Below are 12,618 nucleotides of genomic sequence, written 5' to 3'. Positions count from 1 at the left end.
GTTTGGTAGTCTGGTGGGGTCGCAACTGGCGTTGGGTGGCTAACCACCAGGGAGTGGCAATCACGAAGACCACGGATCGTACGCCTGGGCCGAGGGTCATGTCTTACCGGAACTGCACCCTCTGAGGGTGCGGTTCGCTTTCACGCCCTGTCATCAAGGGGCGGTGATGTGCGCCAGCCGGTAGCCTGACCTTAGCAGTGCCCGTATCCCTAGCCAGGAGTTTTTCGTGACTACTACCGCCACCACAACAGCCGCCGTCAGCAACCAGTCGCTGGCCGAGCTTGACCCCGAAATCGCAGCAGTCCTCAGCCAGGAACTTGGCCGCCAGCGCGGCACCCTGGAAATGATCGCCTCCGAAAACTTTGCCCCGCGCGCTGTGATGGAAGCCCAGGGCTCGGTCCTGACCAACAAGTATGCCGAAGGCTACCCGGGCCGCCGTTACTACGGCGGCTGCGAATATGTGGATATCGCAGAGCAGTTGGCCATCGACCGCGTCAAGGCACTGTTCGGTGCCGAGTACGCCAACGTCCAGCCGCACTCCGGTGCCCAGGCCAACGCCGCAGCACTGTCCGCCATGATCGCTCCCGGTGACAAGATCCTGGGCCTGTCCTTGGCCCACGGCGGCCACCTGACCCACGGCATGAAGCTGAACTTCTCCGGCAAGCTCTACAACGTGGCTGCCTACCAGGTGGAGCCGGACAACTTCCGCGTTGACATGGACAAGCTGCGCGAGCAGGCCATCGCCGAGAAGCCCCAGGTCATCATCGCCGGCTGGTCCGCCTACCCGCGCCACCTGGACTTCGCGGCCTTCCGCTCCATCGCCGATGAAGTGGGCGCGCTGCTCTGGACCGACATGGCACACTTCGCCGGACTGGTGGCTGCGGGGCTGCACCCGAGCCCGGTTCCGTACTCCGACGTCGTCACCTCCACCGTGCACAAGACCCTCGCCGGCCCCCGCTCCGGCGTGATCCTGGCCAAGAAGGAGTGGGCCAAGAAGATCAACTCCAACGTCTTCCCGGGCCAGCAGGGCGGCCCGCTCATGCACGTCATTGCGGCCAAGGCCGTGGCCTTCAAGATCGCCGCCACCGAGGAATTCAAGGAACGCCAGGAACGCGTCCTGGAAGGCGCCCGGATCATCGCCGACCGCCTCAACCAGTCCGACGTCGCCGACGCCGGCGTCTCCGTCCTCACCGGCGGCACCGACGTGCACCTGGTCCTGGTGGACCTGCGCGACTCCCAGCTCGACGGCCAGCAGGCCGAGGACCTCCTGCACTCCGTGGGCATCACCGTGAACCGCAATGCGGTTCCGTTCGACCCCCGCCCGCCGATGGTCACCTCCGGCCTGCGCATCGGCACCCCGGCCCTGGCCACCCGCGGCTTCGGTGCTGCCGAGTTCACCGAGGTGGCAGAGATCATCGCCACTGCACTGAAGGCCGGCACCGCCACGGACGTCGAGGCACTGCAGTCCCGCGTGGACAAGCTCGCCGCCGATTTCCCGCTGTACCCGCTGCACGAGCAGTGGTAATCCATGACCACTGAAACTGGAACTGCACAGATTCTTGACGGCAAAGCCACCGCCGCTGCCATCAAGGCCGAGCTGACCGAACGCGTGGCCGCACTCAAGGCCAAGGGCGTCACCCCCGGACTGGGGACCGTTTTGGTGGGCTCCGACCCCGGGAGCACCTGGTATGTGGGCGGCAAGCACAAGGACTGCGCCGAGGTGGGTATCACGTCCATCCGCCGCGACCTCCCCGAGGAAACCACGCAGGACGAACTCCTCGCCGTGGTCCGTGAGCTGAACGGGAACCCGGAATGCACCGGCTACATCGTGCAGCTTCCCTTGCCCAAGCACATCAACCAGGACGTCATCCTGGAGGCCATGGATCCGGTCAAGGACGCAGACGGCCTGCACCCGATGAACCTGGGCCGCCTGGTGGCCAACGTCAGCGGACCGATGAACTCGCCGCTGCCGTGCACCCCCAAAGGCTGCGTGGAGCTCCTCACCCGGCACGGCATCAGCCTCAAGGGCAAGCGCGTCCTCGTGGTGGGCCGCGGCGTGACCATCGGCCGTCCCGTCGGGCTGCTGCTGACCCGCAAGGACGTCAACGCCACGGTCATCCTGGCGCACACCGGGACCGTGGACCTGGCCGCCGAACTCCGCCAAGCCGACGTCGTGATCGCCGCCGCGGGAGTCCCGCACATGATCAAGGCAGCGGACCTCAAGCCGGGCGCAATAGTGCTCGACGTCGGCGTGAGCCGTGTTGACGACGGCAACGGTAAGGCAGTGGTCACCGGAGACGTGGACCCCGCCGCTGCCGACGTCGCCTCGTGGATCTCCCCGAACCCGGGCGGCGTGGGGCCGATGACCCGCGCCATGCTGCTCGCCAATGTGGTGGAAACCGCGGAGCGCCAGGCGGGAATCGCCTAGTTTCGTTCCTCAACAGCAAAGCCCGACGGCGGTCAGCACCTCCACTTGAGGTGCGGGCCGCCATCGGCCGTTAACCGTGCCCAGCCCAACTAAGTAGCGCTATCTGTCGTTTTGGAGGCTCAAAACGACAGATAGCGCTACTTAGTTGGGAGCGTGCAAGTGTTCGCCGGGGGTGGAAGGTGCGCTGGGGCTCTGCTGCGTTTGAGACAATAGACGCATGCGATCTCTGGGTAACACTCAATCTCCGTCCGGCCGGCCCAAGGGCGGCTTCTCCATGCTGCGGATCAGCGGCCCGGGAATGATGGTCTTTGTCATCGCGTTCATCGTTGCCGTGATCTTTGCCGCGAACCAGAACGACGTCGTGGGCTGGGTTGTCGCCATCATCGCCGCTTTCTGGCTGGCCCTCGCAGCCTTTGTGGTGTTCAGCATCCAGAAGGCGGCCAAAAAAGCCGGCGCGAAGCTGACGGAAGCCCAGAACGCCTTCAACAGCGCAGCCGGCCGTGCGCCGTCGTCGTCCTCGGCCGACCACGGCGGCACCCGGGTGGTGTACGAGCGGACCGAAGCGGACGAAGTCCGCGACCTCAAGCTGGACCACTCCTTCAAGATCGTCCAGGTCCAGATCCAGGTAGTGGAGAAGGAACGTGCCAAGGGCGAGGCAGCGGACCAGGATACGATCCGCCGCGCGCTGGAGACCATCGAGATCACCGCCACCAACGCCCGCGACATGATCCGCGCTGCCGGCGGCACCGGCGACCCGGTCAGCGGAACCATCATCGACTAGAGTAGTGCGGGTGATCTCGGCATTGAAGAAGGACCACCTTCGCATCGCATCAGTCAACGTCAACGGCCTCCGGGCTGCCTACAAGAACGGTATGGCGGCATGGCTGGAGCCCCGCGAGGTGGACATTGTCTGCCTCCAGGAAGTCCGGGCCCCTGACGCGATTGTGCGCCAGCTGCTCGGTGATGGCTGGCACATCCTGCACGCCGAAGCCGAGGCCAAGGGCCGCGCCGGCGTAGCCATCGCTTCCCGCGAAGAACCGCTGGACACCCGCAACGGCATCGGCGATGACTACTTCGCCACCGCCGGACGCTGGGTTGAGGCTGACTTCAGGGTGGCCGACGCCGAGGGGAACCCCGCGCAGCTGACGGTTGCCAGCGCCTACGTGCACTCCGGCGAGGTGGGTACCCCGAAGCAGGTGGACAAGTACCGCTTTTTGGATGTCATGACCACCAGGCTGCCGGAACTGTCCAAGCACAGCGATCACGCACTGGTGGTGGGGGACCTCAACGTGGGCCACACCGAACGGGACATCAGGAACTGGAAGGGCAACGTCAAGAAGGCCGGCTTCCTGCCTGACGAACGTGCCTATTTTGACCGCTTCTTCGGCGAGGACATCGGCTGGAAGGATGTCCACCGTGGCCTGGCGGGCGACGTCGACGGTCCCTACACCTGGTGGTCACAGCGTGGGCAGGCGTTCGACAACGACACCGGCTGGCGCATCGACTACCACATGGCCACCCCGGACCTCGCCGCCGCCGCGTTCTCGGCAGTGGTTGACCGGGCGCCTTCGTGGGACACCCGCTTCTCTGACCATGCCCCGCTGGTAGTGGACTACCGGCTCTAAGCCCCGAAGGTTTTTTCCCATGACTAGCCCGAATTCCCCGGTGACCAAGAAACGCATCCTCTCCGGCGCCAAGCCCACGGCGGACTCCCTGCACCTGGGCAACTACATTGGCGCTGTCCGCAACTGGGTGGACATGCAGGCTGAATATGATGCCGTCTTCTTCATCCCGGACCTTCACGCCATCACCGTGGACTTCGATCCCGCCGAGCTTGCCAAGCGCACCCGGGTGGTTGCCGCGCAGTACATTGCCGCCGGCATCGACCCGGACAAAAGCATCTTCTTTGTGCAGTCCCACGTCCCCGAGCACGCCCAGCTGGCCTGGGCCCTGAACTGCATCACCGGCTTCGGCGAAGCGTCCCGGATGACACAGTTCAAGGACAAGACCCAGAAGTCGGGCGCGGACGCCGCAACTCTTGGCCTGTTTGCCTACCCCACGCTCATGGCAGCCGACATCCTGCTGTACCAGACTGACCTCGTGCCGGTGGGCGAGGACCAGCGGCAGCACCTGGAGCTCACACGGAACCTGGCCCAGCGCTTCAACACCCGTTACGGCCACACGTTCACCGTGCCGGAGGCCACCATCCTCAAGGCCAGCGCCAAGATCTATGACCTGCAGAACCCCAGCGCCAAGATGTCCAAGACGGGGGAGTCGCCCAACGGTTCCATCCAGCTGCTGGAGGACCCCAAGCTCGCCGCGAAGCGCATCAAGTCCGCGGTCACTGACACGGGATCCGAAGTCCGGTTCGATGCCGAAGCCAAGCCCGGGATCTCCAACCTCCTCACCATCTACTCCACGCTCACCGGAAAGTCCGTGGCTGAGCTGGAGACGGAGTACGAGGGCAAGATGTACGGCCACCTGAAAGTGGACCTTGCGGAGATCATGGTGGACTTCATCACGCCGCTGCGGAACCGCACCAACGAACTGATGGCTGACCCGGCCGAGCTGGACCGGCTGCTGGCCCAGGGCGCCGAGCGGGCCAGGGAAATCGCCGCAGTGACCCTTGGCCAGGTCTATGAGCGCATGGGCTTCCTGCCGTCCCTCAGCCTCGCAGGCGTCCGCTAGCTCGATGTCGGCCGCCAGCAATGTCAGTGAAGGAATGAGCGTAGGCGTCATTCTGGGCTTTCCCCCTGCCATCGCCGAGGAGCTTCAACGGTGGCGCGCCTCCTTCGGGGACCCCATGGCGGGGGTGGTGCCCGCGCACATCACGCTGGTCACCACCACGGCCACCCAGGACTGGGCAGCCACCCAGGCGCACGTCCGCGACGTGGCGCGGCGGCAGGTCCCGTTTATGGTCACCATTGCCGGGACCGGAACGTTCCGGCCGGTCTCCCCGGTGGTTTACATCAACGTCGAGGACGGGTTCGACTCCTGTGTGGAGCTCCACGAAAGACTCCAGAGCGGCCCGCTGCAACGCGAGTTGCCGTTCTCGTACCACCCGCATGTCACCATCGCCCACGATGTCGCGCCCGAAAGCCTGGACGAAGCCGAAACGGTGCTTGAAAGTTACCGGGCGACGTTCCCGGTGGTTAGCATGGGACTCTACGAGCACGATGCCGACGGCATTTGGCAGCTACGGGAAGAGTTGGACTTTGGGACCGAAACTGACGACGGCGGGTCCTTCGCCGCGGACGCCGACGCAAACGGAGCCACCGCTCCCTACTGAACAGGCCCGCCTGAAGCTCGCCGTCATCCAGAAACGGATGGAGTGGGGCAAAGCCAGAAGGTCCGACGGCGGCCCGGTGGCCAGCTCGCTGGCGATGCTCCAGTGGCTGCTGGCCAGGCTTAATGCCTTCCGCCCGATGCGCGCGTGGCAGCACTACAACCTCCAGCATGGCCCGTTGATGAGCGCCGGCATCGGCTTCAACATGTTCTTCTCCATCACCGGCCTGTTGGCCACGGGTTTCTCCGTTGCCGGCCTGGTGCTGCGGGGCCAGCCTGCCCTGCTGGACACCATCATCCGCAGCGTGGCCCAGAGTGCGCCCGGACTGCTGAAGGTGGGCGGGGGAGAAGGGCTGGTTGATCCGAACGACCTCCTGAACCCGGACGGACTCGGCTGGACCGCCGTGATTGCTGCCGCGGTTACGGTCATCACGTCCCTGGGCTGGATCGCCGGACTCCGCGACGGCCTGCGCGGTGTGGTGCAGTTGCCGCCCCTGAAAATCAACCCGATTGTCCTTAAACTGCGCGACGCCGGCACCCTCCTGCTCCTGGGAGTGGCCCTGGTGATCAGCGCCGGAGCGTCCCTGGTGTTCGGCACGGCGGCTGGCTGGGTCACGGACTTCCTGCAGCTGGATCCGGCGGTGGCAGGTCCGCTGACCACAGCGATCAAGATCGGTGTGCCGCTGACGCTCAACTGGGTCACGGCCGTCATCATGTTCCGGCTGGCCGGTGGGCTCAAGCTCTCCCGGCGGGCACTCCTGGAGGGGACCATCCTTGCCGCGGTGGGCACCACCGTCCTGCAGGTCTTCAGCACTGAACTGCTGGCCGGTGCGGGACGGAACCCCATCCTGGCGCCGTTTGCCATCATCATCGGCCTGCTGATCTGGTTCAACCTGGTCAGCCAGGTCTACCTCGTGTCCGCCGGCTGGTCCACCATCCGTGAAGAGGACCTCAGGAGCGCACCCGCAGGCCAGGAGAAAGCACTGTGGGGCTCCCGGCAGGTCCAGCCCGGCAAGGTACCCGTGGAGGGCCACAGCGACGGAAAGGGCCCCGGCGCCGGGCACCAGGGCAGCCCGGCAGTTACTTCCCGGCGTCGAGGTACTGGTCGGCCCAGGCAGAAATAATCCTGGCGGCCCGGGCTGCCTGGCCCTTGCCGGTCAGCAGGTGGTCGCTGCCTTCGAGTGAGACGAAGTTCCGCGGATGGCGCGCCGTCTGGAAGATGGTGCTGGCGTTCTCGATGCCCACGGTGTTGTCCGTGGGGGAGTGGAGGACCATCAGCGGTTTGTGCAGCTGCCGGATGCAGTCCGTGAGGTCCGCGTTTTCCAGGTCCTCCACAAAGTGTTTCCGGATCTCCACGCGTTTCCCGCCGAGGTCCACTTCCGCGCTGCCCTCGCTGAGGATCTTGTCCAGTGCGGCGTCAAAGACGTGGGCCACGTGCTTGGGTGAGAACGGGGCCGCAACTGTTGCGACGGCGTCGAGCTCCGGGATCTGTCGGGCGGCCGAAAGCACCGCCGCGCCGCCGAAGGAGTGTCCCACCAGCAGCGAGATGGCCCTCCCGTGGCTGCGCATGAACTCGGCGGCCACCACGGTGTCCGCCACCTTGTGGCTGAAGGAGCCCTCCGACCAATGGCCGGCTGACTCGCCCAGCCCCAGGTTGTCGAAGCGGAGCATCCCGATGCCGGTGTCGGCCAGGGCCTTGCACATCCGGGACGCCGCCGGGCTGTCTTTGCCCAGGGTGAAGCCGTGTGAGAAGACGCCCCAGCCCCGCACCGGCCCCTCCGGGACGTCGATGATGCCGGACAGGAGCTCGCCGGTGGAACCTTCGAAGCTGACTTTTTCGGAGCGGGACATCGCGTGCTGCTTTCGTTGGTGCCGTCACGTGTTAAACAACGACGGCGCCCATCCCACCTAAGGTGGGTGACGCCGTCGTAAGCAAGAACCTGAATTAGATCTTACGGGAGAGAATTGCCTGCTTGACTTCGGCGATTGCCTGGGTCACCTGGATGCCGCGGGGGCATGCTTCGGAGCAGTTGAAGGTGGTGCGGCAACGCCACACGCCTTCCTTGTCGTTCAGGATTTCCAGGCGCATGTCGCCGGCATCATCACGGGAATCGAAGATGAAGCGGTGGGCGTTGACGATCGCGGCCGGGCCGAAGTACTGGCCATCGGTCCAGAAGACCGGGCAGGAGGACGTGCACGCCGCGCAGAGGATGCACTTGGTGGTGTCGTCGAAGCGCTCACGGTCCTCGGCGGACTGCAGGCGTTCCTTGGTGGGCTCGTGGCCCTTGTTGATCAGGAACGGCATGACTTCGCGGAAGGACTGGAAGAACGGCTCCATGTCCACGATCAGGTCCTTCTCCACCGGCAGGCCCTTGATGGGCTCAACGGTGATGGGCTTGGTGGTGTCCAAATCCTTAAGGAGCGTCTTGCAGGCAAGGCGGTTGCGGCCGTTGATGCGCATGGCATCAGAACCGCAGACACCGTGGGCGCAGGAACGGCGGAACGATACGCTGCCGTCAATTTCCCACTTGACCTTGTGCAGGGCGTCCAGCACGCGGTCGGTGCCGTACATGGTCACCTTGAAGTCGTCCCACGTGGCGTCCTCGGACACCTCAGGGTTGTAACGGCGGACGCGCAGGGTGACGTCGAACGTGGGGATCTCTCCGCCGCCTCCGATGTGTGCGGGCAGTTCGATCTTGGAGGCTGGCTCAGCAAGTTCAGCGGTCATCTTAGTACTTCCTCACCATCGGCTCGTAGCGGGTAAAGACAACCGGTTTGGTGCCCAGACGGATGCCGGCGATTGCCTCTGCCGAGCCGTCGGCCGGGGCGTGGTCATCCTTGTACGCCATGGAGTGCTTCATGAATTTTTCGTCGTCGCGTTCCGGGAAGTCCTCACGGAAGTGTCCGCCGCGGGATTCCTCACGGTGCAGGGCGGCCACGGTCATGACCTTGGCCAGTTCCAGCAGGAAGCCCAGTTCAACGGCCTCGAGCAGGTCCAGGTTGAAGCGCTTGCCCTTGTCCTGGACGCTGATCTTCTTGTAGCGGGCCTCGAAGGACTCGATGTCCGTCAGGACCTGGTTCAGCGTGTCAGCCGTACGGAACACCTGCATGTTGGCGTCCATGGTGTCCTGGAGTTCCTTGCGGATCACCGCCACCTTCTCGTCGCCGGTGCCGTTGCGGGCAATGTCCAGCAGCTCGATGGTGTAGGCCTCCGGATCCTCTGGGAGGTCCACGAAGTCAGCAGTCTTGGCGTACTCCGCGGCGGCGATGCCGGCGCGCTTGCCGAACACGTTGATGTCCAGCAGTGAGTTGGTGCCCAGGCGGTTGGAGCCGTGGACCGAAACGCAGGCGACCTCGCCGGCGGCGTACAGGCCCGGGATGACGGTGTCGTTGTCCTGCAGGACCTCGGTGGTGATGTTGGTGGGGATGCCGCCCATGGCGTAGTGCGCCGTGGGGAACACCGGAACCGGTTCCGTGTACGGTTCCACGCCCAGGTAGGTGCGGGCGAACTCGGTGATGTCCGGGAGCTTGGCATCGATGTGCGCAGGCTCCAGGTGGGTCAGGTCCAGCAGGACGTAGTCCTTGTTCGGGCCGCAGCCGCGGCCTTCGCGGACTTCGTTGGCCATGGAGCGGGCCACGATGTCACGCGGTGCCAGGTCCTTGATGGTGGGGGCGTAACGCTCCATAAAGCGCTCACCCTCGGAGTTACGCAGGATGGCGCCCTCACCGCGTGCGGCTTCGGACAGCAGGATGCCCAGGCCGGCTAGGCCTGTCGGGTGGAACTGGAAGAACTCCATGTCTTCCAGCGGGATGCCGCGGCGGAAGGCGATGCCCATGCCGTCACCGGTGAGGGTGTGGGCGTTGGAGGTGGTCTTGAAGACCTTGCCGGCGCCGCCCGAGGCGAAGATCACGGACTTGGCCTGGAACACGTGCAGCTCGCCGGAGGCAAGGTCATAGGACACGACGCCGGCAACACGCTTCTGCTTGTACGGCGTGCCGTCCTCGCGGACAGCGTCTTCCTCGACCGTCAGGAGGTCAAGGACGTAGTACTCGTTGTAGAACTCCACGTTGTGCTTGACGCAGTTTTGGTACAGCGTCTGCAGGATCATGTGGCCGGTGCGGTCAGCTGCGTAGCAGGCACGGCGGACGGGCGCCTTGCCGTGGTCGCGGGTGTGGCCACCGAAGCGGCGCTGGTCGATCCGGCCTTCGGGCGTGCGGTTGAACGGCAGGCCCATCTTTTCCAGGTCCAGCACGGCGTCGATGGCTTCCTTCGCCATGACCTCGGCGGCGTCCTGGTCAACCAGGTAGTCACCGCCCTTAATGGTGTCAAAGGTGTGCCATTCCCAGTTGTCTTCTTCGACATTGGCAAGGGCCGCACACATGCCACCCTGCGCCGCACCGGTGTGCGAGCGGGTGGGGTAGAGCTTGGTCAGTACTGCTGTTCGCGCGCGCTGACCGGACTCGATCGCGGCGCGCATGCCAGCGCCACCGGCACCGACGATGACGACGTCGTACTTATGGACCTGCATACTTGGGCGCTCTTTCTCTCAAAATTCGCTATGAAACAACGGGCGGGCGTTGCCTGCACCGCAAAATACAGCCTGCGGCTCACCGCGGGCAGCGGATGATCTGGCTACGCGGGGCAGAATCCGCCGGGCAGCGGAACGCCGTCAACCACGGGGCACGGGTTGAAGGTGAAGATCACCAGGGTGCCAAGGACGATGATCACGGTGGTGGCCGCGTAGAGGACGATCTTGAGCCAGAGTCGGGTGGAATCCTTCTCGGCGTAGTCGTTGATGATGGTGCGTACGCCGTTGGTGCCGTGCAGCATGGCCAGCCACAGCATGGCGAGGTCCCAGATCTGCCAGAACGGGTCAGCCCACTTGCCGGCGACGAAGCCGAAGTCGATGGCTTGGATGCCTTCGCCCACCAGGAGGTTCACGAAGAGGTGCCCGAAGATGAGCACCACCAGCACTACGCCGGAAAGGCGCATGAACAGCCAGGCGAACATTTCGAAGTTGCCCCGGCTTGCGCCGGTGCGGCGGTACTGGGGGGAGATCTTGCCGCTACTGTTTTTCCCACTGCGTGGGCTGTCGATCGTTGCAGTCATGGCTCAGTGACCTCCAAGTGCGAGGGAAAGGTGGCGGATGGAGAAGCCGACCATAACAACTACCCACAGGGCCAGGACGGTCCACAGCATCTGGCGCTGGTATTTGGCGCCCTTCTTCCAGAAGTCGACGGCGATGATCCGCAGGCCGTTAAAGGCGTGGAAGACAATCGCGGCAACCAGGCCCGTTTCACCCAGGGCCATAAGGGGGTTCTTGTAGGCACCGATAACAGCCGTGTAGGCCTCCGGGGACACACGCACCAATGAGGTGTCCAGCACATGGACCAACAAGAAGAAAAAGATCACTACACCGGTAATCCGGTGTCCTACCCAGGACCACATGCCTTCACGGCCGCGGTACAAGGTGCCAGCTGGTTTTGTCGGCACTGATAAACCTCCCTGCAACACAGCGGCGCTGGCATGAGATCCACGCGGGGGGAACGCCTGCTGCGAGAGCAACTCGTAGCTCAGGCCTAAATCTAGGCTTCGCTCACAGCTTATTCAATTTAGGAACTCCTTGGTGACCCCGCAATGCCTGCGTTTTGCCTGCAGATGAGACGAACACCACATCATGGCGCGCCCGCGGGGGTTGGCGGAGGGTTCTGAAAGGGGCAGTTCACGGCTCGTCAGCTAAAGTAGCCGTGATGAGTACAGACAAAGTGACAAGCCCGGATTCACCCCTGAACCGCTTTATTGCGGTCATTCCGGCAGGCGGAGTGGGGACTCGCCTCTGGCCCCTGTCACGGGCAGCAGCTCCCAAATTCCTCCATGACCTCACCGGGTCCGGCAGCACTTTGCTGCGCGCCACCTACGACCGCCTCGAGCCGCTGGCAGGCAGGCGCGTCCTCGTGGTGACCGGCACTGCACACCGGGCCGCCGTCTGCCGGCAGTTGCCCGAGGTCCAGGAGTCGGACCTGGTCCTGGAGAGCGAGCCCAAGGATTCCGGCGCCGCCATCGGCCTGGCTGCCGCCATCCTGTACCAGCGCGACCCGGACACCATCATGGGTTCCTTCGCCGCTGACCAGGTCATCAGTCCTGACCACCTGTTCCAGCAGGCCGTCCGCGAAGCCATCCACACGGCCGCCGCCGGCAAGATCGTGACCATCGGCATCAAGCCGACCCACCCGTCCACCGGCTTCGGTTACATCCGCGCCGGCGCGGAACTCAACATCGAAGGTGCGCCCAGCGCCCAGGCCGTTGTCGAGTTCGTAGAGAAGCCGGACGAGGAAGTTGCCCAGCAGTATGTGGACAGCGGTGAGTATGTCTGGAACGCAGGAATGTTCGTGGCTCCCGTTGCCCTGATGCTGAGGCACCTTGAGGCCAACCAGCCGGAGCTGTTCAAGGGCCTGCAGGAGATCGCCCAAGCCTGGGACACTCCCGAACGTGATGTCGTCACAGCCCGCGTTTGGCCCACGTTGCCCAAAATCGCCATTGACTATGCGGTGGCCGAGCCTGCCGCCGCTGCCGGCGATGTGGCCGTTGTGCCGGGCACGTTCGGATGGGACGACGTCGGAGACTTTGCTTCGGTGGGCCGGCTCAACAGTGCGCGGGAAGTCGATGACGTCACCGTTATCGGTGAAGGCGCCCGGGTTTTCACCGAAAACGCCAGCGGTGTGGTGGTTTCGGACACGAAGCGCGTGATCGCCCTGATCGGCATCAAGGATGTGGTCATCGTTGACACGGGCGATGCCCTCCTGGTGACCACCAAGCAGCACGCGCAGCGGGTCAAGGGAGCCGTTGACGCGCTCAAGGCCAGTGGCGACACCGACGTTCTGTAACCCGGTCGGGAGTGTCCAGG

At 64.6% G+C, this 12,618-nt stretch carries 13 protein-coding genes; 8 read left to right on the top strand and 5 right to left on the bottom strand.

Going from position 1 to position 12,618, the window contains the following annotated elements; genetic code table 11:
• Nucleotides 1-226 precede the first annotated feature (226 nt).
• The 7 genes from glyA to ACX80X_RS08950 all read left to right on the top strand — a co-directional run bounded on the left by glyA (nucleotide 227) and on the right by ACX80X_RS08950 (nucleotide 6,837).
• Nucleotides 227-1,525, top strand: coding sequence for a serine hydroxymethyltransferase (gene glyA, locus ACX80X_RS08980; protein WP_308293008.1), 1,299 nt, complete (start codon nucleotides 227-229; stop codon nucleotides 1,523-1,525).
• 3 nt (nucleotides 1,526-1,528) lie between these two features.
• Nucleotides 1,529-2,428 carry a bifunctional methylenetetrahydrofolate dehydrogenase/methenyltetrahydrofolate cyclohydrolase gene (locus tag ACX80X_RS08975; RefSeq protein ID WP_252613071.1) on the top strand — a complete coding sequence of 300 codons (900 nt, stop codon included), beginning with the start codon at nucleotides 1,529-1,531 and terminating at the stop codon, nucleotides 2,426-2,428.
• Nucleotides 2,429-2,645: 217 nt separating this feature from the next.
• The gene (locus ACX80X_RS08970; RefSeq protein WP_058929690.1) at nucleotides 2,646-3,209 is read left to right on the top strand and encodes a hypothetical protein; all 564 of its coding nucleotides are present in this window, start codon (nucleotides 2,646-2,648) and stop codon (nucleotides 3,207-3,209) included.
• 10 nt (nucleotides 3,210-3,219) lie between these two features.
• Entirely contained in the window at nucleotides 3,220-4,053 is an 834-nt protein-coding gene (locus tag ACX80X_RS08965) for an exodeoxyribonuclease III (protein ID WP_252607792.1), read from the top strand.
• Nucleotides 4,054-4,072: 19 nt separating this feature from the next.
• Nucleotides 4,073-5,116 (top strand): tryptophan--tRNA ligase, encoded by a 1,044-nt coding sequence (gene trpS, locus ACX80X_RS08960; protein ID WP_252603635.1) that lies wholly within the window; start codon nucleotides 4,073-4,075, stop codon nucleotides 5,114-5,116.
• 4 nt (nucleotides 5,117-5,120) lie between these two features.
• Nucleotides 5,121-5,717 (top strand): 2'-5' RNA ligase family protein, encoded by a 597-nt coding sequence (locus ACX80X_RS08955; RefSeq protein ID WP_252607793.1) that lies wholly within the window; start codon nucleotides 5,121-5,123, stop codon nucleotides 5,715-5,717.
• Nucleotides 5,718-5,754: 37 nt separating this feature from the next.
• Complete coding sequence (locus tag ACX80X_RS08950; protein ID WP_252603640.1) at nucleotides 5,755-6,837, top strand: YihY/virulence factor BrkB family protein; 1,083 nt, start codon at nucleotides 5,755-5,757, stop codon at nucleotides 6,835-6,837.
• Here ACX80X_RS08950 and ACX80X_RS08945 read toward each other — a convergent pair.
• The 5 genes from ACX80X_RS08945 to sdhC all read right to left on the bottom strand — a co-directional run bounded on the left by ACX80X_RS08945 (nucleotide 6,794) and on the right by sdhC (nucleotide 11,207).
• The gene (locus tag ACX80X_RS08945; RefSeq protein ID WP_252603643.1) at nucleotides 6,794-7,564 is read right to left on the bottom strand and encodes an alpha/beta hydrolase family protein; all 771 of its coding nucleotides are present in this window, start codon (nucleotides 7,562-7,564) and stop codon (nucleotides 6,794-6,796) included. The genes ACX80X_RS08950 and ACX80X_RS08945 overlap by 44 nt on opposite strands.
• A 94-nt stretch (nucleotides 7,565-7,658) precedes the next feature.
• Nucleotides 7,659-8,441 (bottom strand): succinate dehydrogenase iron-sulfur subunit, encoded by a 783-nt coding sequence (locus ACX80X_RS08940; protein ID WP_058929685.1) that lies wholly within the window; start codon nucleotides 8,439-8,441, stop codon nucleotides 7,659-7,661.
• Nucleotide 8,442: 1 nt separating this feature from the next.
• The gene (gene sdhA / locus ACX80X_RS08935; protein WP_252566498.1) at nucleotides 8,443-10,242 is read right to left on the bottom strand and encodes a succinate dehydrogenase flavoprotein subunit; all 1,800 of its coding nucleotides are present in this window, start codon (nucleotides 10,240-10,242) and stop codon (nucleotides 8,443-8,445) included.
• A 104-nt stretch (nucleotides 10,243-10,346) separates the two neighbouring features.
• Nucleotides 10,347-10,823, bottom strand: a complete 477-nt coding sequence (locus ACX80X_RS08930; RefSeq protein WP_252603645.1) for a succinate dehydrogenase hydrophobic membrane anchor subunit — start codon at nucleotides 10,821-10,823, stop codon at nucleotides 10,347-10,349.
• Nucleotides 10,824-10,826: 3 nt separating this feature from the next.
• Nucleotides 10,827-11,207, bottom strand: coding sequence for a succinate dehydrogenase, cytochrome b556 subunit (sdhC, locus tag ACX80X_RS08925; RefSeq protein WP_082576094.1), 381 nt, complete (start codon nucleotides 11,205-11,207; stop codon nucleotides 10,827-10,829).
• A 257-nt stretch (nucleotides 11,208-11,464) separates the two neighbouring features.
• On the opposite strand from sdhC, the gene ACX80X_RS08920 reads away from it, so the two are divergent.
• Nucleotides 11,465-12,598 carry a mannose-1-phosphate guanylyltransferase gene (locus ACX80X_RS08920; protein ID WP_252603648.1) on the top strand — a complete coding sequence of 378 codons (1,134 nt, stop codon included), beginning with the start codon at nucleotides 11,465-11,467 and terminating at the stop codon, nucleotides 12,596-12,598.
• Nucleotides 12,599-12,618: the final 20 nt, after the last annotated feature.

This window comes from Pseudarthrobacter sp. MDT3-1 (assembly GCF_054510755.1).
The sequence above is the reverse complement of the archived record's forward strand: the minus strand, read 5'-3'. Positions and strand labels throughout refer to the sequence as shown.